The sequence below is a fragment of the Lacrimispora indolis DSM 755 genome (assembly GCF_000526995.1).
GTDB classification, from domain to species: domain Bacteria; phylum Bacillota; class Clostridia; order Lachnospirales; family Lachnospiraceae; genus Lacrimispora; species Lacrimispora indolis.
The window spans coordinates 569,274-594,856 of record NZ_AZUI01000001.1; the positions used below are offsets into that span (position 1 = coordinate 569,274).

Here is a 25,583-nt window from a genome sequence, read left to right on the forward strand (position 1 = left end):
GTAATATTACTTTTTCAGGGAACCTCTCTTTTTTATGTAATCCACGTATACGGCCCCAAGGATTACGCATCCCTTTACTACAAACTGCCAATAGCTGTTTATCTTAAGCAGGTTCATACCGTTGTTAAGAACACCGATGATCAGAACACCGATAACGGTTCCTCCCATTGTACCGATACCGCCGTTAAAGCTTGTACCGCCAAGTACGGAAGCTGCGATTGCATCACGCTCAAAGCCTTCTCCTACCGATGGCTGACCGGAATAAAGTCTTGCTGCCAGAACCACACCGGCTAAGGCTGCCATTACACCGCTGATGATGAATACCCTTACCTGGATCCATTTGGTATCAACACCTGCGTATTTGGCTGCTTCCTTGTTTCCTCCGGTGGCATAGACGTGACGTCCAAAGGAGGTACGGTTCATAATGAAATAAAGGATTACAAATGCCACGATTACAAATACAACCGGAATGGGAATTCCCAGGAAGCTTCCTACACCCATGTTGTTAAATGCTTCGTTATTGGACTGTGCCGGCTGACCGCCTGTTAATATGTAGCTGACACCGCGGACGATGATCTGCATGGATAAGGTTACGATAAATGGCGGCAGAGTTGTGTGGGAAATAACATATCCATTGAAAAGGCCAATGACCGCACCAAATAACAGGGGGATCAGAAAGCAAAGGGTGACCGGCAGTCCCGCATTGCCGCAGCGCACGGCAATTACGCCGGCAGCCGCTACAACGGAGCCTACGGACAAATCAATGCCGCCGCAGATCAATACGCATGTAATGCCAAATGCAATGAAACCATTTACGCATACCTGGCGCAATACGCTGAGCAGGTTATTTTTAACAAGAAACGTATCGGTTGTAATTGATAAAACAATACACAGGAATACCAGTGCGATCATGGCCGCCATATTGCGTTTCAGCCAGATCATAAAGGGATTGGTGTTCCAGAGGCTTGGTGCTTGTATCTTAAATGTCTCTGATTGATTTTTCTTGCTTAACATGTTGTATGTTCTCCTCCCACTGCAAATGACATGATCTTTTCCTGTGAAGCTTCTGTTTCCTGCTGGTCCAGAATTCCGGCCAGGCGTCCTTCACGCATGATGGCAATCCGGCTGGAGTTGTTGATGATTTCAGGAAGCTCTGAAGAAATCATGATTATGGAAACGCCTTCACCGGCAAGGCTGTGCATCAGCTTATATATTTCTGCCTTTGCGCCTACATCGATCCCTCTTGTCGGCTCATCCAAAATAAGTACCTTTGGCTTTGCTGCCAGCCATTTGGATATTACGATCTTCTGCTGATTGCCTCCGGAAAGCTCTCCTGCCGACTGTTCAATGGAGGCCATTTTAATAGAAAGCTTCTGCTTGAACTCGTCCACGATCCTGGATTCCTTTTTCTTGTCCACTTGTAACTGATGTATAAATTCAGAAAGCACCTGGAATGTCAGATTGGTTGCAATGCTGTGACCAAGGAAAAGCCCCTGTTCCTTACGCTCTTCCGGCACCAGTGCTATGCCTGCGTTTATTGCATCCTTTGGCCTGCTGATGGCAAGTTTTTTCCCTTCCAGCCAGATCTCTCCTGACTGGACGGTGTCAATGCCGAATATTGCCAGTGCCAGCTCGGTACGCCCCGCCCCTACCAATCCTGAGAATCCAAGTATTTCCCCTTTTCTCAATGTAAAACTGATATCGGATACCTTGTCGGTTGTTAAATGTTTCACTTCCATGATGACGTCCCCGCCGATGACACGTTTGTTACCATACATGTTGTTAAATTCACGGCCTACCATCATGCTGATCAATTCATTTTCTGTTGTTTCCTTTGTATCTCTGGTTCCTATAAACTTACCGTCACGGAGTACCGTTACCGAATCGCAGACCTTAAAGGTCTCTTCCATACGATGAGAGATGTAGATCATCGCAACTCCGGCTTTTTTTAAACGGTCGATCTGTGCAAACAGATTGTCTGTCTCGCTTTTTGACAAAGATGCTGTGGGTTCGTCCAGAATCAGGATTTTTGCCCCCTCATTAACCGCTCGTGCAATTTCTATCATCTGCTGCTGTGCCACGGATAACCCCCGTATCAGCATTCCAGCATCCAGATCCAGCCCCAGTGCATCAAGAGCTTTCTGCGCCTCGTGCTTCATTTTCCGGTAATCCACCATTTTCAAACAGTTTTTCGGTTCCCGGCCAAGAAAAATATTTTCTGCAATCATCATCTCAGGAATGTTGGTGATTTCCTGATGAATAAAACTGACACCATACCTGCGGGCATCGTCTACAGTTTTTATGGAAGCTTCCTTTCCGTCCATGTAGATGGTACCCGAATCAGCGCTGAAAATGCCGCCCAGGATCTTCATCAGGGTGGATTTTCCCGCACCATTCTCCCCCATAAGAGCCCGGACTTCTCCGGGCTTTATGGAAATACTGACTCCGTCAAGTACAACGTTGCGACCAAACGCTTTGGTAATATCTTTCATTTCAAAAACATATTCATTTGACATGTTTTTAACACTCCTGTTCTGCATTCTTCGCTGCGGTCAGCACTTTGCGGATTACTGATCTACGTTCTCCTTTGTAATGATAGACATTGGTACAACGACCTTTTCTTCAATGGTCTGTCCGGAAAGAAGGCGGTAAGCAGTTTCGATACAGGTTGTGCCGATTCCTGCCGGATCCTGTGCTGCGGATGCTACCATTTCATCGGCGCGGATAAAGCCTTTTCCTTCGTCAGAACCGTCTACGGAAACAACCTTGGTGGCATCTAAGCGGCCGGCTTCCTTCAGGGCTGCGATGGCGCCGCGGGCTGTTGGATCATTGATGGTAAATACTCCGTCGATTACCGGGTTTGCGTTGATAAAGTCTACCATGATCGGCTGGGAATAATCGGACTTTGGCTTCTCCACGTCCTTGGTCTGGATGATCTCAATGTCAGGATACTTCTTTAATTCCTCTTCAAAACCTAACTGACGGTCATAGCAAACCTCTGTGGTACTATATGTAATCTCTACTACTTTTCCTTTTCCGCCTAAAGAGTCTGCCAGAGCCTGGGCACACAGCTTTCCGGCTTCCTTATTATCAGAAACAACGGTACATTGAACCAGTTCCGGATTCTTAACCGATGTGTTGAATGCGATGACTGGTATGTCAGCTTCCTTACATGCTTCCAGAGTGGCACGTACTCCTTCTGAGTTGATTGCAGAGATACAAATTACATCAACGCCCTGATTGATCATATCAGCTACGTCATTCATCTGCTTATTCTGGTCGCCCCCTGCATCCTGAATGATCAGTTCATCTTCCGGTCCGGTCAAGGCCGCCTGCATCGCATCCTTGATCTGGATGAAGAACACATTGGTCAAATCCGGTGCAGAAACGCCGATTTTAATCGGTTCTTTTGTATCCTCTGTTTTCCCCGCGGTTGTTTCAACTCCTGCAACGGCTGATGTGGTTTCCACTGCAGTAGTTTCCTTTGCAGAAGAACCGCAAGCGCTTAAAGACAATGCCATCATGGCTGATAATACAATTGCAGTAACTTTTCTCATAATAATCCACCTCTCAACATTTTTTCATTCTTTTGTAGCATACTTTTGAATTTGTTTCTGTTTTTATACCCTAGTTTTTGTTACAAATGTTTAAACCATTGTATGATATCATTCTTATTTGCCTTCCCGGGTTTGCATTTTTGTCTGCTGTCATACAATATCGCAACTAAATAATACATTTTTTATCGAATTTTGTCAATAGAATTTTTAAAATTATGCAAATTTAACAAAAGACTGTCCTACACACCCCTTTCAAAATTGTATTACCACTCTTCTATTTTCCAGCTTTTCCAATCAAAAGAGCAGCAGCAGAACGATCTCCTTCCTTTCGTTCTGCTGCTGCTCTTTCGATTGCCTACCGCTTAATGATCACATCCAGATCCGTGTTGATCAGAGAGATATGTCTCTTTGCATAAAGCTCTGACACCTCTTCGTCCCGTGCTTTTAAAGCTTCTACAATATTGTTATGGGCTTTTATGGCGTTCCGGGCATTCTGGGGCACCTGGAACGTTTTTAACCGGAAATCCCGGATGCATTCGTCGATCTTTTTGCTCATAAAAATCAGCATCTTGTTTTTGCTGGCTTCCACGATCTGCCGATGCAGCTTTTCATCGTATTTTGCCATTCCGGCAATGTCCTCTTCCTCTACTGCCCGGATAAACCGGAAATGGATCCGTTCAATCTGTTCAAGCTCCCCGTCAGTGGCCCGCTTTGCCACGATCCTGGCGCATAAAGGCTCTACGGCACTCCGGACCTCAATATAATCCTTTAATTCCACTTCATTTTTAAGGAACCATTCCGCCAGTTCTTCCTGTCCAAGCTCTTTTTTACTGACCAGGAATGCCCCCCGTCCAGGTTTGATCTCCACCAGTCCCCGGGCCTCTAAAATGCGGAAAGCTTCTCTGACCGTACCGCGTCCCACAGTCAGCTTCTCACACCATTCTTTTTCCGTAGGTAATTTTTGTCCAACATCTATTCCGTCTGCTGCAAGATATTCCTTCATACTGTTTACCACCTGCTGCACGATAGGAATCCTGGAAACCTCTCCCATATGTCTCACTCCCTCTTCTTCATATTCATCTTTCGCATTAATATTTCATGATGTCATACAATCATTGTATCACATTTGAAGAAAACTGCAAACATAAACATGATTTTTTCTATTTTTTTCATACCCATCAGACAATCCGTCAACAAGAATTTATTGAAAAAGGCTAAAGCAGAGACTTGAAAAAGTCTGCTGCTTCAGCCTGAAAAAGATTACCGGAACGTAACCTTCCATGTTTTGATCTCATAAGGGTGAATCACAAAAGAAGCTGTTCTGTCCTGACAATCCACCTGGTTTTCATCCTCCTCCAGCATGCTGCATTCCGTAATTCTCTGAATGTCCATGCCAAAGGTCATATACCCGCTGGTACGCCGGTTGTTTGTCTCATAAAAGCGAAGAATCATTTCATTCCCTTTTCGGGACTGCTTCACAACCTCAATGACAACGTTGCCGGCATCCGCTTTTACCAGAGAAAATTCTCCGGGCAGCTGCCCTCCCTCTGTCTCTTTCAAAAGAGCTGTCATAGGGTTGTTTAAGTGATAGGCCTTTTGAATTGTCTTTGCCTTTTTCCAGTCGCCCTTATGGGGATAGATGGAAAATACAAAGCTGTGGTGTTCCTTGTCAGCATCCGGGTTTGGATAGGTCGCTGACTTTAGCATGGAGATGCCCATTTCTCCGTTATGGACGTGGCAGCCGTACTTGCAGTCATTCATCATGCTGACTCCGTAATCATCCTCGGAAACATCGATCCACTTATGCATGCATACCTCGAATTTTGCATAATCCCACATGGTATTGTAATGGGTTTTCCTCTTTACATTTCCATATTGGATCTCAAAGGTGGCTTCGTCCGTATGGATATCCACCGGGAAAATGGACTTTAAGAAGATGTGGTTTTCCTTCCAGTCGATTTCATTACGTATAATGATTTCAGGGCTGTTGTATAACAGGGAGATATACTGTTCAATGGTGGAATCCAGATATTTTCTCTTTACACATAAAGTAGCGCGGACCGGGCCGTTTTCCACAAGTTCCATAGCGCTTACATCGGTGATCTCCCAGGATTTTTCCACATAATAATTGTTCACATCCCAGGCATCATAGTTATGAGGTCTGTCTTCATAAGTCATAAGCACGTTGGCGCACTTGTTTTCTTTCAGCACTTCCCGTTCATTCTGCTTATCATAAATAGAAGAAATCTGTCCATTCTCATGGAAGGTTACACGGATCAGCTCATTTTCCAGATGTCTCTCATCTGCCTTTAAGCCCGTATCACATCGCCCTTCCCGCAGTTCAAAGGTCTTGTAGCCCTTAGAAGGAATCTGGGAAGCACAAAACAGCCAGGAACCATCATCCGCCTTTTGTGCAGGCAGCATAAGCTCTCCAGACATTACCGCCAGGTTTTCCATATGCTCCGGAGCCTTAAAGGATACGGCTCCTTCCCCTTCAAAGCTGTTGGGGTTAAATACCACAAGGCTCTCTTTATGGGCTGCAATACGTTCCGCCACATTGGAAAGTGCATTGCCAACCAATTCTGTTCCGACCGCTCCAATTGCTTCATATTCCTTTTTGGAGTCCTCATAGACCTCCTTAATGGAAGATCCGGGAAGGATATCATGGAACTGGTTTCTTAAGATCACTTCCCATGCCTCCTCAATTGCCTCGACCGGATAGGGATTCTGGTTTAATACGCCGTCAAGCATGGAGTAAAATTCTGCATTCTCAAATAAAAACTCTGATTTCCGGTTGTACTTCTTATTTCTTGCCATGGAGGTATAAGTGCCCCTGTGGTATTCCAAGTACAATTCTCCCACCCAGGAAGGCAGGTATTTTTTCCCTCTCACCTCTTGATCCAGTTTTTCAAAAAATGCTCTGGAAGTGGTCATCTGGGTCCTTGGGCAGCCTGGAATCCCCTTTTCCAGCCTCCGCTGGTTTTCCAGCATGTCTTTGGTTGGTCCGCCTCCGCCGTCTCCGTAGCCAAAGGACATTAAGACCTCATCATTTAAATACTTCTGGCTGTATCTGGCCCAGGCGCCTTTTACTTGGGAGGGGTTTATGTATGCGTTATAGGTGGTGAAATGCTCGGTCTCCGTACCCCCTTCTTCAGCCGCCTTATTATAGTCACGGCTCGGGCTGAAATGAGTCAGGATCCTGGTCCCGTCAATTCCTTCCCATTCAAAGGTATCATAGGGCATTTTGTTGAATTCATTCCAGCTGATCTTTGTTGTCATAAAATATTTGATGCCGCATTTTTTCATGATCTGGGGAAGGGCTGCGGAATATCCGAATACATCGGGAAGCCACAAAATCTCATTGTCTTTCCCGAATTCTTCCCTGAAAAATTCCTTGCCGTGAAGGAACTGGCGCACAAGAGATTCTCCTGAAGATAAATTGCAGTCCGCTTCCACAAACATGCCGCCTTCCGTCTCCCATCTTCCTTCCGCGACCCGCTGCCGGATCTCCTCATAAATTTCAGGAGCATGTTTCTTTACATACTTATAAAGCTGGGGCTGGCTTGACATGAAAAGGTATTCCGGGTAACGCTTCATCAGCTCCAGCACCGTGGAAAAGCTTCTTACAGCCTTATCCTCCGTAACCGCAAGGGTCCACAGCCAGGCCACGTCAATATGGGTATGGCCTACGCAGTAAACCGTTTCCCCCTCATTCCCGCAGTATTTGTCATAAAATTCTTCTCTCATGTACTTCCCGGCCCTTTTCAGGCTTTCATAATATTCCTGAGAATACTCCTTTCTTAAATCCAGGAGGTTTAAGGATTCATTGACCGCGTGAATGATGGAAAGATAAGCGCTGTCACTGTCAGGAAGGAGTCTGGCCACCTGATAGGGAACGGAAATATCATAATAATACTGCTCCGTTTCCCGGTCCAGCACCTTGATCATGGAATCCATAACGAGCTTAAAATTCTGATCCCCGGTAAATGCGGATAAAACGATTTGATATGATTCTCCTGCCGCTGCCTTTTCCGTCAATATGATCTCTCTGTGATTCACATCAAGCCCCTGCCGTCTCACACCGTTGACATAAATGGTAAACTGGGGATTGGTGGCATCCCACAGCCCTTCTCTACCTGTTTTCAACTCATATACCACACATTCATCCTGAAACTCCCCTGGAATGGTAATGACTGTTTCAAACCAGAAATATTCCCTGTGCCCGCCCCACAGCTCTGTGTTGGTAAGCTCTTCCCAGCCATGGGCAGGAAGGTCCTGGAGACTTAAAAAGCGTTCCCCTGATTTTAACATCCGGTAGCTTGTGACGGGTACTTTCCTGGCATAGATCAAACCTTTTAAGTCCTCCACCAGTTTTCCAATCCGTTCTTTGATCAGTATCATTGTAATCTCCTCCTTTTGTGTCAGCCTTTGGCTGCACCGGCCATATTAAAGCCCTTTGACATATAGTTTTGCGATAAAATATAAAGTAAAATGGAAGGAATGGCATAGACAGCAGAGTATGCGGCTAACTGTCCGTATATTATCATACCATGCTGACCGAAAAATTGGTATAGGGTAACGGAAGCCGGTAATTTATTCAGTGTCTGCAGCAGGATATATGGTATGAAAAAATTGCCCCAGCTTCCTGAAAAGGTAAAGATGAACACCACACAGATTCCCGGAAACATTAAGGGAGCGATGATTTTCCGGATGCTGTCTAAGGTGGAGGCACCGTCTACCCAGGCTGCCTCTTCTAATTCAATAGGGACATTGTCCATAAAATTTTTCATGAGCCAGATCCCATAAGGCATGGAAGTGGCCGTTAAAAACAAAATAAGCCCCAGAGTCTTGTCGTACAGGCCGATGGTTAAAAACATCTTATACACCGGAACCATGACCGCCGTAATGGGAAGGGAGGTCATAAATAAAATCGTATATAAAAACAGGCTTTTATAACGAAGCTCATATCTTGATAAAGGATAAGCCGCCAGACCTGCAAGGAACACCACCAGAAGGGACTGTCCGAAAGAAATAAACAATCCGTTGGCAAATGCCCGCTGGTTGGTCCGGCTGGACAGGATTTCCCTGTAGTTTTTTAAGGTCCACTGGGCAGGCACCTTAACCGCCTGGGAGGCATTGCCGTCAAAGGAGGCAAGCACGATCCAGAGCAGCGGAAGAACAAAAATAATGGCAAGTATGGTCAGTACCCCATAGGGCACCGTTTTTCTGAATTTCCAATACATGAAGCACCTCCTCTAATCCTTTCTCATGACTCTTGTATAGAAAACACTGAGCACGATCCCGATCACAAGCAGGATCATGGAAATAGCCGTTCCGTACCCCAGCTGCTGGGAAATAAATGCCTGCCGGTACATGAAAATAGGCAGGGTCAGGGTTTTTGTTCCAGGCCCTCCTCCTGTCATCATATAGATCAGGCCGAATACGCCAAGGGTGGAAAGGGTATTCAGCATGGTATTTGTGGCAATGGTATTTTTGATACAGGGAAGGATGATCCGGAGCATGGTCTGGGCAGGGCCGGCCCCATCCACTCTTGCAGCTTCCTCAATATCCGCCGGAACCCCATCTAAGGCCGACTGAAAGTTCATCATGGAAAATGCGGTTCCATGCCATATATTTGCCAGAATTACCGTTGCCATGGGGATGGCAAACAGAAATTCCACGGTGGGCAGATGGAAAAAAGAAAAGATCTGGTTTAAGGTGCCTTCATCTCCGAAAAAGGTGCTGCAGCACAAGGCCACCACCACCTCCGGCATGATCCAGCCTGCCAGAAAAATAGGGCCTGTGATCCCCCGGAAAATCCTGTTTCTGTTCCTCATGTTAAGGGCGATGAAAAATCCCAGCACCTGCTGCCCGACCAGGCTTCCAAGGAGAAAAACAAGGGTATTTGCAATGCTGATCCGCACGGTACGGTCTTTGAACATGCTGACATAATTGGACAGGCCGATGAATTTAAGCTGCTTTGCATTTTCCCCTGACAAGGCCAGGTTTGTAAAGGAATAATAAATGGTCAATAAAATCGGCGTCACAAAAAACACCAGCAAAAGGACCATAGAGGGCAGGATCAATACCGATTTCTTTGCTTCCGCAAACAACCGGCTGTTTTTTTTATTCATGGTCTTTATCTCCTCCTTTAGGATAGAATCAGGGAGGGCCAGGTGCTTTGCTGTTGCACGTTTGCCCTCCCCTTTAAATCCTGAATGTTTATTTTTCCACGGTATTTTCTGCACCAACGCTGTTGGTCACGTCTGATTTATATTGTGCCATTGCATCCTCCGGGCTGTTTCCTGATACAACCGATTCTACCATGGTCTGGATATGTGTGGTGACCGTGGAATACTGGCTGTTTCTCGGCCGGTAAAAGGCTCCTGACAGGAAGCCGGTGCACTTTTCCATGAATGGCTGGGAGGCGTAGGTGGAATCTTTCGCAATATCGGTCCTGGTTGCAATATTACCCTGGGCAATGATGGTATCTAAGTACACATCATAGCTCATGCAGTGCTTGATAAAGTCCATGGCAGCATCCTTCTGATCAGAAAGCTGGGGAATGGATAAGGCCCAGCCGCCTGACATGGTAACGCTTCCCGGTTCCTGTCCCTCGGAGGTGGGCATGGCTGCAATGCCCAGCTTCTCCTCGTATTCCGGCCATGGAGCGGCCCCTGTATCCTTGTAGTTTCCGGTCATCCAATATCCGTCTAGGGAGATGGCAAGCTTGCCTCCTGGTAAGTACTCTCTGGAAGCGATGTTTCCTGCTTCTCCGTTTAATACCTTGGATAAGGAAGGCCCGTATCCCTCTTTATAAATGGTGCTGATAAAGTTTAAGGACTTTAAAATATTTTCACTGGATACGATCCATTTGTCATTCTCATCCAAAAGCTGCTCACCGGTTCCGTAAAGAAGCATTTCATAAGTCTGCATGGAAGTGGCTTCTCCGGTGGCTACTCCTGAGTTGCACCAGAAGGGTACCACATCCGGGCATTTCTCCTTGATGATCTTACAGGTGTCTAAGACCTCCTGCCATGTTTTCGGCTGCCACTGCGTATCCAAACCGGCTGCCTGAAATACTTCCTTGTTGTACCAAAGCCCCCGGGTATCCGTACAATAGGGAACTCCGTAAACACTTCCGTCAGCATATGTAACACCATCCACCAAAGGCCCGTAGAAGGTTCCGTCACTCCATTCCTTATAATCCTTTAAGTAAGAAGAAAGATCCGTAAGATAACCGGCCGCCACGTCCGAAGGAAGCTGGAACGTATCTTCGCAGACAATGTCAGGAGCCGTATCCGCCGACTGGAGCGCCAGGGCCACCTTTGCAAAGTAATCTCCTTCCGAGGCAGTGATCGGGGCAATGTCAAGTTCAATGGAATCCTTTTTATCGTAAGTCTCATATGCGTTTTCAAACCAGTTCTTTAACGTATCGCTTCCCCCATCCCGGAAGGTAATGGAAATTTTCGTCTTTCCGCCTGCCCCCTGGGTGTCTGCTGTTTTTCCGGTTTCCCCGGAAGCTGTTTCTGTCTTGTCCGGGGCCGCTGTTTCCGTATTTGTCCCGGAACCCTGACACGCTGCCAGGGAAAGAGCCATGGCCGACGCAAGCGCTGCCAACGTGAGTTTCTTCATTCTCTTCATAAAACCTCCCATCTCCTATTCACTTCCCGGTCTTCCCGGGAATAAAGGTATACCTGTAAGGTATTTTTACTGTTAAGCAGATGATAGCATAAGTCGGTTTCACGGAGTATTCCAAAATTTTAGAAAAGGGGTATAATTTTAATCTTTCGTTTATCTTTCCATAATGGCATTCCTGATGTCCACTGAAAGCCTTTTGGCAACCTCCTCCGGCGAAATGGTCTTATCCCCGAAAAAATCCGTTAAGTTCCCTGCAATCCCGTCTGATATGATAAACCATGTGGAGTAGGCATTCTTTAAAATGCTCTGGTTCCTCTCTCTTTCCACAAACTCATCCGTAAGACCTTTTTCCAGTCCCGGATTCACCGTTAAATCGGTCCTCACGGAAAGACAGAAGGTGTTTTCGTAATAGCTTTTTATGACCTCCCTGGAAGTTAAGTAATCCAGAAGCTTTATGGACTCGTTCCAGTCCGCTGTGGCAGTGATTCCTATGTTGTCTCCCTGGAGCAAATAGGTCTGTTTCTGGATATAGGGAATCTCCGCGATCCTGTACGGGCTCTTTTTATCTGAATTCTCCAGTATGGACATGGAGCTTAACTCTGCTATGGCGATTTTCACATATCCCCTTGAAAACGCCTTCATTAAGTCCTTCTGGTTCCAGTTGATCACATCCTGGGCCATGATGCCCTCATCCCTCATATTTCCCAGCATCTCGTAGAGCTGCATGCAGTTTTCCGTATCCAGGCTCCGTAAAGTCCCTCCGGCGGAATAGATCATCTGTAAAAAGCTGGAAGTAATGTCCTCTTTATTTTTCATGGCAATGCCGAAATTATAGGTGCCAAGGGTATTGGTTTCCCTGCACAGCTTATAAAACCCTTCCATATCTTCAGGTATGGAAGCGCCGTACTTTTTCAAATGATCCTCATTATAAAATACCACATAGGGGTTGCTGGTAAAGGGAACCGCATAGCAGACGCCGTTTACCACCGTACTGCTGTAAGCATTCTTTAAATACAGGGTTGTCCTGTCTGCTGTCATATAGCCGGATAAATCTCTGAGTATGCCCATGGATTCCAGGGCAGGGGTCATGACGTTTTCGCAGATGATCAGATCGGGAAGGGTATTCTGATCCTTATCAAGACAAAGCTGCTTTTGAAAGCCGGATTGGGAAACATACTGGATCCTGACTTCCGGGTTTCCCGGCATTTGGGAATATTCATCCACAAGCTCTTTTAAGTATTTCCCGCTTTCGTCTTCCTCGCAGACGGCCATGATCACAAGCTGGTCCCTTTTCTCCTCCGCCGCTGCCGTCTCGTTGGATTCCCTGTAATACTTGACGATCACACTGATGAGTAAACAGGAAACCAGCAGCCATAAACCGATCAGAAGTCTTTGTACGGTCCTGTTCATAATCTAAAACACCTTTCTGTAGTCTGAGGGAGACACTCCCATAATGGAACGAAATACCTTGTTGAAATACTTGGTATCCCGGTACCCCACCATTTCAGCTACCTCGTGGATCTTATAATTGCCGGTTGCCAGAAGCTTTTTTGCAATGCTGATACGGAATTCCCCTAAAAAGGTGCAGAAGTTGATTCCCATTTCCCTGGTGAACAGCTTGCTTAAATATTCCGGTGTAATGCCCACCAGATCAGCCGCATCGGAAAGGGAAATTTCTTTATCATAATTCTGCCTGATGAATTCTATGACATTTAAAATCATGCCATTGCCGGTCAAAGCAGCCGTTTCCTTGTCATCTGCCACCATATCCATCATCTTCCAGTAGTTATTTAAAAAGTTTTCCCTGATGCTGGTTTTCATCATATCGTTTAACAAGTATTGGTAAAGGGCCTCAATGTCTTTGTTTTTCATTAAATCCCTTGCAGTGTTTAAGGCCGCCATGACAAAACGGACGGTATGGTTCTTGACCACACTTGGCTCTTCCCTGCTTTCAATGACAGCCTCCTCAAATTTCCTGGCGTTTCTTTTAATCCCTTCCTTATTTCCGTTTCTGATGTCCCTTTTTATCCCCCGTTCCAAATACTCCGGATACTCCACCTTTTCAAAGGACAAATCCTGGATCAGCTGGCCGTCGATGATGCAGCTGTCGGGAAACACAAAGGCATAGGAAAGGTATTCCTGCATCTGCTTTAAGGTATCTTTCAGCATGGAGAGACTTTTCAGTTCCCCGTAGCTGATGAGAAATTCCCCTTTCTTTTTCAGTTCCTTTAAAATCTGGGTTTTAAATATGGACTTTAAATACTTAACGTTCTGGCCGTCGGAGATCATGACCAGGATCTGCTTCTCATAGGGAAGCTTGAAGATAAAAAAGCCTGTGAGGCAGATGGCATCAAGGCTGTCCTTAAGGACTTCTGCCATCTGTGCCGTCGTATCCTCCAGTATGCTTTCCGACTGGATCAGGAACATGGAAATGACCTGGTCCTTTTGATTCCTTATCCTTTCGGCCAATTGCCTTTGAACCATTTCCTGATCATTTTCATCCCCTGTCAGAAGGGAAAATAAAAGCTGTTCCGCCGATACCTTTTCCACCTTGTTCTTTGAGATCCTCTCTTCTACGGTCCCAAGGACCTCCATAATATCCTCCACATCCAAAGGCTTCAGCAAATATTCCATAACCGACAGCTGTATGGCCCGCTGGGCATATTCAAACTCCGAATACCCTGTAAGCAGGATTGCCGCTGTTAAACTTCCCGCTTCCCGGATCTTATTGACCATGGTCAGCCCGTCCATCTTTGGCATATTGATATCCGTTATAACAACATCAGGCCGTAAGGATAGTACCGTTTCAAGGCCCGCCTCTCCATCGCTTTCCCCTGCAACCACTTCATGGGGTGTGTACTTTTCAATGATCTTTATGATCCCGTTTCTGGTGTTTGGCTCATCTTCCACAATTACAACTCTCATACCGCTTTATAAATCCCCCTGTCTATTCTTCAAATAAAATCTCTGCCGTTATTTTCGTTCCCCTGTCATCTGATTCAATGAAGAAATGCCCCTCCTCCCCATAATAATATTTGATCCTCATGATCACATTCCGCACTCCGATGCTCCCTTCCATGGTTCCGCTTAAATAATCATAGTGGTTCAGTTCCCTGACAAGCTCCTCATCCATGCCCTTCCCATTATCCTCCACACAGACCACCAGATGCTTATCTCCCTTTTTTCTGATGGAAATGGTGATCTCATCCTGCCCTGTATTGCCTGGAAATCCGTGAATGATGGCATTTTCAATCAAAGGCTGGAACAAAAGCTTGTGCATTTTTAAATCCAGAACCTCTTCATCCACATCCATGATGCAGTGAAAGGAAAAGGAAAACCTTTGCTGCTGAAGAAAAATATACTGCTTTAAATATTCCATCTCGCTTCTCACACTGACCACACCATTGCTTTTATGTACGCTGTAACGCAGGATGGTGGCAAGGTTTTTAAGCATTTTACTGATGAGGAACTGTTCATTTTCTATGGCGATCCAGTTGATGGCATCTAAGGTATTGTATAAGAAATGCGGGTTGATCTGAGCTTCCAAAGCCTTTAATTCCGCGTTTTTCTCACGAAGCAGGGCTTCCTTTTCTATCTTTCCCGACTGGTCGATCTTTTGTACCATGTGATTAAAATGCTTTGCGATCTTTCCAAACTCGTCCTGCCAGGTATGCCGGATCTGAACCGTATAATCTCCCTTATAAGCCCTGTCCATGGCAGAGGTTATCTTTTCCACGCAGACCTGTAGAGAGCCTGCAAACTGGATCATAATAAGAACGCTGGTAATGATAATCAGAATGGTAAGCAGGATGATCACTTCAAAGATGTATTTAAAATCCTTCAAAGGCTCCTTGTTATCCCGGATGCTGACCAGCACAAACTGATCTTTCATCACAGGCTTTGTGTAAATGCTGTAAGACTTACTTTTCATGATCTGACGGGCTTCCACAGCCTGACGGATCTTTGCGTCCGTCTGGGAAAACAGCTCCCCTTTGCTGCCATCCAATCCATCAAAAATGCCCGTTCCGATCAAGTCTGCCCTGGTGCTGGAAATGATGTTTCCGCCGCCGTCACAGAGGAAGGAAACATTGACCTCGTTTTCATTTTCCTGGGAATAGGTTTCCCGTATATTGGTCTCGTCAAGGCAGATCAAAATACTTCCAACAGTCCCCTGTCTGTAATTGTTGATATCCGCGATCCGGTGCCCCAGATACAAGATGTTTCTTTTTTTGCCGCCCGCCTCTTCCCGGCTTATGACACCGGAATAAACGGTCCGGGTATTGTGAAAGGTCTCATCAGTCAAATTCAGCCAGCTCTTGTCCTTTTCCGGAAAGCAGTAGCTGTCCATGGTGCTGTTTGTGATGGAATCATATAGGATGCATTCCTTTTTCAGGGTCACCACCGCGATCCCCAATATTTCCGGGTGGAGATAAGAGATGTTTTCCAGATCATCCTCCAGCTGCTTTTTCAGCAGATAATAATTCCTGGAATCCCACACATTCAGCTTTTCCAGCTTTACGGCGTATTCATTTTCCGTATAAATGGACATGATGATGCTGTCATATTCGGAAAAGAAATCCTCCAGCCCTTTCTGGGATAATTTCATATTGCTTTCCACCAGAATATCCATCTGCTTTTTTAAGGTGTTTGCCGCAATGACACAGGTTATGATTTCAATTACCATGACAGGGACAATGGAGACAAAAAGCAGGATGATCAGTGTCTTTTTTGCAATTCCCCAGCTCCGGTATCTGTTTACCAAATATTTGATCAAGCCTATTCCCCCCCTTGGTCAAGCGGATATTTCCAATCCATCTTTTACTTGATTCGGTAAATTCTTCCAATTTTATTCTCATTTTTGTATTATAACATAATTTATAAATAAGGATAAGATTTTCAGTCAGCCCGGTACAAAAAGAAGGCCCCGGCAAAATTGCCGGGGCCTTGGTCTGATTTGTGCGGGGATTTTTCAAGGAAAAGCCCGCGCCCACCTCAGCTGCTTACGTTAACGCCAGGGCTGTTACGGATTTAAAGCGGTGGCCTTCCTCTTCTATTTCACTGATCAGGACTTTTACGCCAAATGCCTCTTCCATATGTTCCTTTGTCACCACATCATCCACTTTGCCGAATATGCTTTTCCCGCTGCGGTTCAAAATCAGCGCCTTATCAGAGATCTTCAGCGCATGTGCCGGATAATGGGTATTAAAAATACAGGATATGTTCTTTTCATCCGCCAGCCGCCGGATGGTATCCAGAATAATCAGCTGGTTTTTAAAGTCCAGATTGCTTTCCGGCTCATCCAGCACCAGCATCCGGGGCTTGGCAGTTAAGGCCCTGGCAATTAAAACCATCTGCAGCTCTCCGCCGCTGATCCGGCTCACCAGCTTTCCTCTTAAATAATCAATTCCCACACTCCGGATCGCCTCGTCGGCAATTTCCACATCCGCCTTTTTAGGGCGGCTGAAGTTCCCGATGTGGGCACTGCGCCCCAGTAAAACCATCTCTTCCACCGTATAGGAAAAAAGGGATGCTTTTGCCTGAGGGACATATGCAATGGTCTGCCAGATATCTTTTACAGGCATATTTGCCAGACATGTTCCATCCAGATAGCTTCCCCCTGATTTCCATTTCAGCAGACCCATCATATTTCGAAGCAGTGTGGTTTTTCCCACACCGTTAGGCCCCAGGACTGCCAGAACCTCTCCATCCTGAAGCCGGAATGTAATTTCTTTTAATATTTCTTCCCCCGCCTTATATCCAAAGCATCCTTTCTTCACTTCAAAAATCACAGCCATCCTCCTCCTGTCTTTCTCAGCAATAGAATAAATACCGGCGCTCCGATGACTGCTGTCAGGATTGACAAGGGAATTTCAGCAGTGGTCGCAGCCCTGGCAGTGGTATCCATAACCAGCATAAATACTGCGCCCAGGCTGATGCTGGCCGGAATGACCCGTTCATTATTGCTTCCAAACAGCATCCGGACCCCATGGGGAATTAACAGTCCCACCCACTCAATCCGTCCGCACATGGAGGCACAGGAAGCCGTAATCAATGCCGCTGCCAGAATAATGATGATGCGAAGCTTTTTTAAGTCAATTCCCATGGATCTTGCCTCATCCTCAGACATTGACAGAATATTCAGCCGCCAGCGCAGCAGATAGATCATCAATATCCCGCCGCAGATCAGGGGACCGCCAATGGCCAGACTCTTGTAGGTAATTCCGGCCATACTTCCCAGCAGCCAGTAGGTAATTGTCGGCAGCTGAGACTCCGGATCAGCCACGTATTTAACCAGCGATACCAGAGAAGTAAAAAGAGAAGAAACCGCAATTCCCGCCAGAATGATCATAAATGTGGAAGATTGACCTTTGACCTTGCTGATGGAATAAGTGAGCATAATGGCAATCAGGCCAAATACCAGGGCCACCAGCTGAACCCATAAAAGGCTGTCTGAAAATAAAAGGGCCATTGCCGCACCGAAACATGCTCCCTGTGCCACACCCAGGGTGTCGGGAGTCGCCAGCGCATTGGAAAATAAGGGCTGAAATGCCGCTCCTGAGACAGCCAGGCCCGCTCCGCAAAGAACCGCCAGAATGATCCTCGGCAGCCGGATATTGAATACAACACTGTATGCCTGGGGCTCAATTGTCTCCTTTCCGGAAACAGCATAGGTATATAACAGCTTACAAATGTCAATCAGGTTAAAAGAATAGCGTCCGATGCCCAGACAGATCAGGGCCGTTAATACCGGAGCCAGGATCAGTAAGATCCTGATTCCGGCTCCATATCGTTTCATCAACATGCTTATACTCCGTCCGCTGCTTCACGGGGAGGATTGAACATGCCTTCCACCTCTTCATCCGTCAGCTCCACATTATAAAACTTCAGATAAAAATCTTTAATTGTCTGGTTCAAATCAAGATCTGCAAAAGCTTCCGGGTGATTTTTCTGGGCCATCCAGTAAAGGCACAAGGAAGAGTCAGAGGACGGCGGGAACCAGCGGTACATTCCCAGAGGGAATTTATAAACCTTGTGTTCCCGTACGGCCTTAACCGGACTCCAGTCAAACCCTTCAATGCTGTTGTCATAGAAATCCTGAGGCAGGTATGGGCTGAAGTTTGTTACGTAGATAATATCCGGATCCCACTCATAGATCTGCTCCATGGTTAAATCCACGCCTGATCCTGGAATATCCTTTGATACGCTGACCGCTCCTGTGGCATCGCACCAGTACTGTCCGAAGAACTGGTTGCCGGAGGTCTGGAACACCCCGTCTTTATAATGATAGATCATCATCACCTTGGGCTTGTCTTCCTCTTTTACGTCTTTTAATCGCTTTTCAATATCAGCGGCCACTTCACGTCCGTATTCCGTAATACCAGCCACTTTATCCGGCTCATCAAATACTTCTCCCAGCAGCTCAACCCATTTGTTTACAGTTTCCACCGTATTAAACCCGGCTATGGAAGTGCTGAAGCCAACCACCGGAATACCGGTCTTTAACAGCACGTCCCTTTCTTTTGCATTGTTGGCGTTGCAAAAGATCACATCCGGCTTCAGTTTAATGAGTTCTTCCACATTGATCTCGCCGCCCTGAACAAAGGAAGTATCCACATCCTTTAACTCCGGAGCCACCTTCATTAAAAGAGAATGTTCTGCCGCACTTTTAGAAGCCGGATGCATGCCCACCAGCTTGGCTCCTGAACCCTGATACAATACATAAACCGATGGCAGCGGCCACAAGGATGCAATTGCCACACGTTCAATATCAGCAGGTATCACCACTTCGTTGCCGCCATGGTCAATGATCGTTTTGGTCTCTCCGGCTGCCGGTGTGGTTTCCTCTTCTTTCCCTGCCTCGGGTGCGGTTTCTGCTGCGGCCGCCTCTGTGCCTGGTGCCGTAGTCTCTGTGGAAGCCGTCTTGGCCGTGCAGCCGGATAATACGGCCATACACAGAACCAGGCTTAATACACGCGTTACTGTCTTTTTCATTTTTTCAATTCTCCCTTCTTGTATCATGAACCTGTGGTTCCTGCTTGGAATTCAACCTTCGAGCCCATGAGCAAATGAGCTTTCAGTCAATCGTCCTCCCATCAGCTGCGGCACATGGTCCCAGCATACCTTGCTGGAAACCGCCACATGAGGCAGATCCATGAATTGTATCTTTTCTTTTTCCCGGATCAGCTGCCAGATCAGCGGATCAGCTATAATGGTATGGTATTTTCCGCTGTTCACCAGTTTCCGGATATCGCTTTCGCTGTTTAATGCAAGGCTGTCCTGCCGGTACACTCCCTGTGTCCTACCAAATAAAACAGCCGGCTGAATTCCCCTTATTCCCCTCTCTTCTCGGAAATAAAACGCCAGTGACCGGATCAACACCTCTTCACCGATCATCAGAACCTGACTTGTTTCTTCTCCATCCGTTTCCAGTGCCCGCTCCCGTTTGTCTGCAATTGTTTCTTTCAGCATTCCGGCCAGACGGTCAGCTCCTGATTCCCCAACAGGCACTCCCGCCACGTAAGGAATCTGATACCGTTTTTTCATATATTCTGCCAGGCCCAGCCCGCTTTTTGACACCACCAGGTTTACACCGGCAGACGGTGCCTGGCAAACCTTATGGAAATCAGATATCATGGAAAAATCAGCCTGAATGGTAAGACCCCGTTTCTCCAGCTCGCCGATTAAGTCAGCCGCATTGCTGTTGTTGGAAAAATCAAGGGGTGTCAGTCCCAGAATATTGACACGGTTCCCGGACGGGCAAGCTGCCTGGGGCGGCGGAAAGAACTTTTTCCCAAAAGCTATGTAAGCATCAGAAATCCCTTTATCATAGTAATGCAAACCGGTTGTGGCAAGTCCCATGGAAGGAATCCCCGTACGTTCTTCCAGCTCTGCCGCAATTCCTTCTAAATCAGTACCAATGACCATGGGAGCAGGGCTTCCCAGAAAGCAAATAAAATTCGGCTTTAAATCATTTGCGGCATTTTCTATCTTTTGTATAAATTTTTCATCATTGCCAAGGATCGCATCCATTTCCCTGAGTCCTGAACAGTACACCAGACTGCGTGAATCATACCATCTCGGTTCATCATAGCCGGTATAATTTCCTGTACAGCCGGAAGCATCATGAATCACCAGTAAGCCGCCAAGGGCAAACAGTGCGGAACATACACCGGAATAATCAGGAGCAAAGGGAGGCAGTTGTATCGAAAGTTTATGCATTATATCACCAACCCATAATTTTTTATCAGCGTTTCTAGATCTTCTTCCCTTTGAACCCCATGGACGATTCCTTCCATCAACCGGACCAAACCGTCAAATCCAAAGTTCCCTTCATTGTTTACCAGACCATACACATGGCGGGCACGGGTAATATAGGCTGCTTCAAAGCCAATGGCAAGGCTGTCCTTTGGAAATGTGCCGATCTTAGTGGGAATATCATGTGCAATGGGATTTAAAACCTGAATTTCCGGCATATGTTCATGGATCCAGTCTGCATGTTCCTTTTCTGCTCCCTGGGCTGTCTGGGCAAAAATGCCGGCAACATAGAATCCTGCCTCACACAATGCCCTGGCTGCTGCAAAAGGAAAAACCACAGCCGTGTAATCAATAAAAACCGGTCTGTCCCCCACTGCCTCTCTCGCTTCCCTGACAGCCTGCCTTGCCTTCCTTTGGTATTGTTCCAGATCAAACTTGACCTCCTCTTTGTCAGCCAGCTTTTCCATCAGCCGTTTATAGGTGTTCAGAATATCTTCTTCCCGATAGTTAGTGTAGACTAACTCAAAATCAATATTCAGCCGGGCTTTCATGTCCATGGCCGCTTTCACTGCCGGAGGGGCTACCACCAGGTTCCATTTTGCAGCCGCCATATGCTGGTATGCTTCAAAGGTTTCAAACTGTGCAATATGGTTGACTTGTTCCACTCCCAGGGCCTGTAAAAACCCAAACAATTCGGATTCCGGCCTGATCTGCACCGGATTTCCAATGAGGTTTACCTGGCTTTTTTTACTTTCCCGCGGTTCCAGGAGGCCGTACATTTTCCGGCGGATATTGACCGGCGGCGGATTATCCGTATCCAGGGTGATGGGATTCATATGGCAGAAAGTAAACCGGACATCTTCGTGCTGTTCCCTCAGCACCTCCAGTATGGACTCATGGTCTGTTCCCAGTAAGTCATCCAGGCAGCTGACAAAGATCATCAGAACCTTAGGCCGTTTCTCCAGAGTATCTAAAAGCTCTGCCACCGCTTCCGGAATCAGATCCTCGTATCCTCCCGATACAATGTCACTTTCATCAATGTATAAATAGGAAAGGCGGTCTTTTAAACCATGGCCGATTGCTCCCAGGGCCCCATGCCTTCCACAGGCAAAAGGGCAGACAAACAGCTGGTAACTTTCCGGAACCAGCATCCCCAGACGGACTACTCCCCACCCGCCGTGGGCAGGCGATGTATAATGAAGCGTACTGCAATCAATTTTCATGACCACACACCTCCAGAATGGATTTGGCCAGGGAACGGTATTCTCCTGCCATGGCACTGTGGGGAAATGCTTCCACCACTGTTTTTTTCTGGTTCTCTGCCTCCTGTACCACTCCATCCCTGGGCAGAATCCGCACGATCTTCCCGCCGCTTTCCTCTGCAAATTCTGATACCAGTTCCTGCTCTTTTTCAATATTCCTTGAGTTTAAAATGATACCTGAATACCGGGCATATCCCCTCTTTGAAAACTGTCCCACAGCACTGACAATATTGGCAGCCGCATAAAGGGACATCTTCTCACCCGAAGTAACGACAAATACATGCTCCGCATAGCCGCCGCGAATGGGCATGGCGAAGCCTCCGCATACCACATCGCCAAGAACATCATAAAGTACGATATCCGGCTTGTATATCTCATAAGCATTCAGCGCTTCCAACCGCTCAAAAGCGGTAATAATCCCCCGCCCGGCACAGCCTATTCCTGGAGTCGGGCCTCCGGCTTCCACACATAACACCCCGTTGTAGCCGGGAAATACAATATCCGAAAGCTCCACATGATCAGACTTTTCCTTAATCGCATCCAAAACCGTCTTTACCGGCTTTCCCAATGTGAGATTCTGTGTGGAGTCTGCTTTCGGGTCACATCCGATCTGCATCACCCGGTATCCCATGTCAGACAATGCTGCTGCCAGGTTTGAGGTGGTCGTGCTCTTGCCAATTCCTCCCTTCCCGTATACCGCTATTTTTAACATATATAACTCTCCTTAGGTCGCTTTTAGTTAGTATCAACTAACCTCTGCATACTAACATGAAGCTGCCTGGGAGTCAAGATGATGCCTGGAAAACTGTCTCAAATGAGATACATCCCTGATCACAATCTTCTGATCCGTATACTCAATGGCTTTTGAAAGCCGGAAGCTGTCCAGCTCCCGATACAGGGTTGCACGGCTGATTCCCAGGCTGGAGCACAACCCGGTCTTGCCTGTGCGCAGGAAAATCACCCCATTGCTGTTGGCGTGACTCACTAAATAATCTGCCAGGCGGGCCTTTGCAGAGGTGGTATTAAGCATTTCGATTTTCTTCTGCAGAAACAGGATTTTTTTGTTAAAGATCGTCATGATATGAAGCATCAGCTCCGGATCCCTTTTAAACACCTTCAAAAGTTCGCTTTTCTTTATGTACAGTACGGTTGTGTGGCACATGCACTGGAGTGTGTTGGGCATCTCGGCATGAGTAAAAATCGTGCAGATGCCGAAACAGTCTTTGGGATAAATCCGTTTCATGGTTAATTCCTTCCCGTCCTGAGTAACCGATGAAACAGCGATCTCGCCTGTTACCACAATGCCGATGGATTTCTCTCCCATGTAGCGGTTGCTCACAAGGCTGCCTTTTTTTAAGCTGCACATACCAAACTCCATGTCCCCCACATTCATTCCCCGGAATAATTCTGTGGTTTTTAAAAATTCCAGGTCCTTTTCCCGTTGTGTCACATGAGACACCTCCTTCTTCATCAGTCTGCTATAATACGTTGGAAATACCATTATTATACAAGGAGACGGAAAAAATGAAAAGTAAAATAATTCTCATTAGCGGCGGCTCTGCCTCCGGCAAAACCCTGGCCGCCACAAATCTGATCCGGCATATTCAGTCCGCCGGCAAGCGCTCCTCTGTCTGCAAGATCGACTGTCTGCATTCCGATGATCCGGCTGCCTATGAGGCTCTGGGTGTTCCGTTTATACTTGGTCTGTCCGGTGACATATGCCCGGATCATTTCCTGGTTTCAAATCTGGAGGAAATGATCGCCTGGAATGAACTGCAGGAAACGGAATATTTAATCATCGAAACTGCCGGACTTTGTAACCGCTGTTCCCCTGCCACCGTTCACACGGTCAGCATCTGCGTGACAGATTGTACCAGCAGCCTGCGTTCCCCTAAAAAGCTTGGGCCAATGCTGACAACCGCCGATATCATTCTCATGACCAAAATCGATATGGTTTCCCAGGCAGAAAAAGAAATTATCCATTATAATATCAGCTCCTTAAATCCAACTGCTCATATCTTTCCTGTAGACGGATTATCCGGTTACGGCAGCGGACTTCTCTTTCAGTATTTAGAAAGCCTTCCTGAAACGGGCTGGAACAGCAATGATACCCTGCGTCACACCATGCCTGCCGGTGTCTGCTCTTACTGTGTGGGAGAAAAGCGGATCGGCACCATGTATCAGCATGGCGTTGTGGAAAAAATGGATTTTAAGGAGGTGCCCCGTGTTTCATGAACTGACAATTATACCCGGCAGCAATAAAAACGGACAGCCGGAAGCTTCTTTTCCCTTAACCATGAAGCCTGGACAGCTGTACGCAGTGGTAGGCCATACCGGTTCAGGAAAAAGCCGGCTGATTCAGGATTTGGAACAGCTGGCCTGCGGCGACACGGTCACCGGACGGCATGTATGGATCAACGGAAAACTGCCGGAAAGACAAGACCGCTTTCACACATCCAGGCAGCTGATCGCCCATTTAAGCCAGAATATGCGCTTCGTACTGGATGTGACGGTAGAGGAATTTATCCGAATGCACTGCACCTGCAGGCAGCGGGACTGGCATAGGGTTCTTCCGGAAGTCATTGACCATGCCAATACCATTACTCCGGAACATTTACATAAAGAAGACAGCTTAAATCTTTTAAGCGGAGGCCAAAGCCGCGCCCTGATGATCGCTGATGTGGCCGTTTTGTGCGAAAGTCCCATTGTTCTGATTGACGAAGTGGAAAATGCCGGCATTCACAAAGAGAAAGCCTTGCATCTGCTGTTAAAAAAGCAGAAACTGGTACTGATCGCCACACACGATCCCCACACAGCCTTAATGAGTGACTGCCGGATCTGTATGAAAAACGGCGGAATACAGTCGGTGATCCAACGAAATGAAAAAGAACAGGAAACCTGGGAACGCCTGCATACATACCAGCAATATATTGCAGAAATGCAAAGAAAGATGAGAATCGGTGAATTATGCGTAAAATAAGTATGTACTGGAATAATATCTGTGTCCTCCACCGGTATGAAAAGAAACATATAGAAGAAGTGACAGCCCTTCTGAAAGAACAGGATATCCAGCTGGAAACAGAATATTTTGGTCTGGGATATCCGAAAAAGCTGTCAGAAGAGGTAAAAAACACCGGGATCGCACCGGACATCATAGTCTCCACTGATTTAGAGGTGTTTGAGGATCCGGAAATCTATGGTTTGTTTAAAAAAGAACTGCTGAAAATACAGGACTTATTTCCATTAAAAAAGGAGATCAAAAACACCAATCTCTGTCAGGACAAGCGCCTTCTTCCTTTTTTAGTGATCCCCCTTGTTATGGTATTCAACAAACAGTTATTGGCCGGTCAGCCTTTGCCTGAGGCCCTTAAAGAGCTGGCCCTATATCCCAAGGCGTTTGGAGGAAAGGCAAACTCAGCCGGACGGGGTGTGATAAAGCAGCTCACCTGGCTGTACGGCAAAGAGTTTACGGACTTGTTTTTGGAGAATGCCGCGATCCTGGATATGCCGGTTCAGTCTCTTCTAAGTGTCCAAAAAGGGCTCACTCCTGCGGCAATCACCCCCTCCATCTTCGCTTTCCGGGCAGATGAAACACTGCTTTCACTCCGGTATCCGAAAGAGGGGGCCTTAACCGTTCCTTCTTTTATCGCTGTAAAAAACACATTGTCAGCCGATCTTGCCGGATATATACTTTCAAAGCTGTTTACCGTGAACTTTTGTAATTACTTTGCTGAACAAGGGGAAATACAGCCCTGTTTCCAGCAGACCAAGGATGTGAACATGGTGGCTGAACATCAATTCCGCTTTGTTTATCCGGACTTTTCTAAAATCACTTAAAGGGTATCCGCAGCAAAAGAAGGCTTCGGCA

21 protein-coding genes are annotated in these 25,583 nt (G+C 46.7%); 3 read left to right on the forward strand and 18 right to left on the reverse strand.

The genetic code is table 11. The features are described from left to right. Positions 1 to 6: 6 nt before the first annotated feature. The 18 genes from K401_RS0102725 to K401_RS0102810 all read right to left on the reverse strand — a co-directional run bounded on the left by K401_RS0102725 (position 7) and on the right by K401_RS0102810 (position 23,165). Positions 7 to 1,014, reverse strand: a complete 1,008-nt coding sequence (locus tag K401_RS0102725) for an ABC transporter permease (protein ID WP_024291531.1) — start codon at positions 1,012 to 1,014, stop codon at positions 7 to 9. Next, on the reverse strand, positions 1,008 to 2,516 hold the full coding sequence (locus K401_RS0102730) for a sugar ABC transporter ATP-binding protein (protein WP_024291532.1): 1,509 nt from the start codon (positions 2,514 to 2,516) through the stop codon (positions 1,008 to 1,010). The genes K401_RS0102725 and K401_RS0102730 overlap by 7 nt, the downstream gene beginning before the upstream one ends. A gap of 51 nt (positions 2,517 to 2,567) precedes the next feature. Beyond that, positions 2,568 to 3,557 (reverse strand): sugar ABC transporter substrate-binding protein, encoded by a 990-nt coding sequence (locus tag K401_RS0102735; protein ID WP_024291533.1) that lies wholly within the window; start codon positions 3,555 to 3,557, stop codon positions 2,568 to 2,570. 355 nt (positions 3,558 to 3,912) lie between these two features. Then, positions 3,913 to 4,608, reverse strand: coding sequence for a FadR/GntR family transcriptional regulator (locus K401_RS0102740; RefSeq protein ID WP_024291534.1), 696 nt, complete (start codon positions 4,606 to 4,608; stop codon positions 3,913 to 3,915). 209 nt (positions 4,609 to 4,817) lie between these two features. Then, positions 4,818 to 7,958, reverse strand: a complete 3,141-nt coding sequence (locus K401_RS0102745) for an alpha-mannosidase (RefSeq protein WP_024291535.1) — start codon at positions 7,956 to 7,958, stop codon at positions 4,818 to 4,820. Positions 7,959 to 7,978: 20 nt separating this feature from the next. Further along, a complete protein-coding gene (locus K401_RS32695) occupies positions 7,979 to 8,800 on the reverse strand; it encodes a carbohydrate ABC transporter permease (RefSeq protein ID WP_024291536.1) in 822 nt (273 codons plus the stop codon). A 12-nt stretch (positions 8,801 to 8,812) separates the two neighbouring features. Then, the gene (locus K401_RS32700) at positions 8,813 to 9,691 is read right to left on the reverse strand and encodes a carbohydrate ABC transporter permease (RefSeq protein ID WP_024291537.1); all 879 of its coding nucleotides are present in this window, start codon (positions 9,689 to 9,691) and stop codon (positions 8,813 to 8,815) included. An 88-nt stretch (positions 9,692 to 9,779) separates the two neighbouring features. After that, the gene (locus tag K401_RS0102760) at positions 9,780 to 11,201 is read right to left on the reverse strand and encodes an extracellular solute-binding protein (RefSeq protein WP_024291538.1); all 1,422 of its coding nucleotides are present in this window, start codon (positions 11,199 to 11,201) and stop codon (positions 9,780 to 9,782) included. A 150-nt stretch (positions 11,202 to 11,351) separates the two neighbouring features. Next, positions 11,352 to 12,608: an ABC transporter substrate-binding protein gene (locus K401_RS0102765; RefSeq protein WP_024291539.1), complete on the reverse strand. Its 1,257-nt coding sequence runs from the start codon at positions 12,606 to 12,608 to the stop codon at positions 11,352 to 11,354. Between the two features lie 3 nt (positions 12,609 to 12,611). Next, complete coding sequence (locus K401_RS0102770; protein WP_024291540.1) at positions 12,612 to 14,123, reverse strand: response regulator transcription factor; 1,512 nt, start codon at positions 14,121 to 14,123, stop codon at positions 12,612 to 12,614. Positions 14,124 to 14,145: 22 nt separating this feature from the next. Further along, on the reverse strand, positions 14,146 to 15,972 hold the full coding sequence (locus K401_RS0102775) for a sensor histidine kinase (RefSeq protein WP_024291541.1): 1,827 nt from the start codon (positions 15,970 to 15,972) through the stop codon (positions 14,146 to 14,148). Positions 15,973 to 16,198: 226 nt separating this feature from the next. Continuing rightward, on the reverse strand, positions 16,199 to 16,993 hold the full coding sequence (locus K401_RS0102780; RefSeq protein ID WP_438830314.1) for an ABC transporter ATP-binding protein: 795 nt from the start codon (positions 16,991 to 16,993) through the stop codon (positions 16,199 to 16,201). After that, complete coding sequence (locus K401_RS0102785; RefSeq protein ID WP_051153087.1) at positions 16,984 to 18,000, reverse strand: FecCD family ABC transporter permease; 1,017 nt, start codon at positions 17,998 to 18,000, stop codon at positions 16,984 to 16,986. Before K401_RS0102785 ends, K401_RS0102780 begins: the two co-directional genes overlap by 10 nt. A 2-nt stretch (positions 18,001 to 18,002) precedes the next feature. Then, positions 18,003 to 19,190 carry an ABC transporter substrate-binding protein gene (locus K401_RS0102790; RefSeq protein WP_024291544.1) on the reverse strand — a complete coding sequence of 396 codons (1,188 nt, stop codon included), beginning with the start codon at positions 19,188 to 19,190 and terminating at the stop codon, positions 18,003 to 18,005. Between the two features lie 51 nt (positions 19,191 to 19,241). Continuing rightward, entirely contained in the window at positions 19,242 to 20,417 is a 1,176-nt protein-coding gene (locus K401_RS0102795) for a nitrogenase component 1 (RefSeq protein ID WP_024291545.1), read from the reverse strand. Further along, positions 20,417 to 21,676 carry a nitrogenase component 1 gene (locus K401_RS0102800; RefSeq protein WP_024291546.1) on the reverse strand — a complete coding sequence of 420 codons (1,260 nt, stop codon included), beginning with the start codon at positions 21,674 to 21,676 and terminating at the stop codon, positions 20,417 to 20,419. Before K401_RS0102800 ends, K401_RS0102795 begins: the two co-directional genes overlap by 1 nt. After that, positions 21,666 to 22,427 carry a nucleotide-binding protein gene (locus K401_RS0102805; protein WP_024291547.1) on the reverse strand — a complete coding sequence of 254 codons (762 nt, stop codon included), beginning with the start codon at positions 22,425 to 22,427 and terminating at the stop codon, positions 21,666 to 21,668. The genes K401_RS0102800 and K401_RS0102805 overlap by 11 nt, the downstream gene beginning before the upstream one ends. Before the next feature lie 51 nt (positions 22,428 to 22,478). Continuing rightward, entirely contained in the window at positions 22,479 to 23,165 is a 687-nt protein-coding gene (locus tag K401_RS0102810) for a Crp/Fnr family transcriptional regulator (protein WP_024291548.1), read from the reverse strand. A 74-nt stretch (positions 23,166 to 23,239) separates the two neighbouring features. Here K401_RS0102810 and K401_RS0102815 point away from each other — a divergent pair, with 74 nt between their 5' ends. Genes K401_RS0102815 through K401_RS0102825 form a run of 3 tightly spaced genes read left to right on the forward strand, consistent with a single transcriptional unit; the run spans position 23,240 to position 25,552 of the window. After that, positions 23,240 to 23,950 carry a GTP-binding protein gene (locus K401_RS0102815; RefSeq protein WP_024291549.1) on the forward strand — a complete coding sequence of 237 codons (711 nt, stop codon included), beginning with the start codon at positions 23,240 to 23,242 and terminating at the stop codon, positions 23,948 to 23,950. After that, positions 23,940 to 24,695, forward strand: coding sequence for an ATP-binding cassette domain-containing protein (locus tag K401_RS0102820; RefSeq protein WP_024291550.1), 756 nt, complete (start codon positions 23,940 to 23,942; stop codon positions 24,693 to 24,695). Before K401_RS0102815 ends, K401_RS0102820 begins: the two co-directional genes overlap by 11 nt. Beyond that, entirely contained in the window at positions 24,683 to 25,552 is an 870-nt protein-coding gene (locus K401_RS0102825; RefSeq protein WP_024291551.1) for a type 2 periplasmic-binding domain-containing protein, read from the forward strand. Before K401_RS0102820 ends, K401_RS0102825 begins: the two co-directional genes overlap by 13 nt. Positions 25,553 to 25,583 lie beyond the last annotated feature (31 nt).